1 protein-coding gene is annotated in these 259 nt (G+C 58.3%); it reads left to right on the top strand.

Features of this window, described 5'->3' with window-relative positions:
• A partial coding sequence (locus tag AAEY83_RS16410; RefSeq protein ID WP_351060750.1) for an AMP-binding protein occupies positions 1–259 on the top strand: 259 nt, incomplete at both ends.

Genomic DNA, 259 nt, shown 5'->3' with positions numbered 1-259 from the left:
ATTTTCAGGACTTCGACGAAAACTCGGTCGCCACCACGTTCTACACCACCGGCACCACGGGCAATCCGAAAGGCGTGTATTTCACCCATCGGCAACTGGTGCTGCACACCATCGGCGTGGCGACGATCATGGGTTCGATCGACAGCGTACGCCTGCTCGGCACCAACGATGTGTACATGCCGATCACGCCGATGTTCCACGTTCACGCCTGGGGTTTGCCTTACGTGGCGACCATGCTCGGGCTCAAGCAGGTTTATCC

It is taken from the genome of Psychrobacter sp. TB20-MNA-CIBAN-0197, assembly GCF_040309765.1.
In the GTDB taxonomy this organism is placed as follows: Bacteria; Pseudomonadota; Gammaproteobacteria; order Pseudomonadales; family Moraxellaceae; genus Psychrobacter; species Psychrobacter submarinus.
Note: the sequence above shows the minus strand (reverse complement) of the source record. Positions and strands in the feature narration are given on the sequence as shown.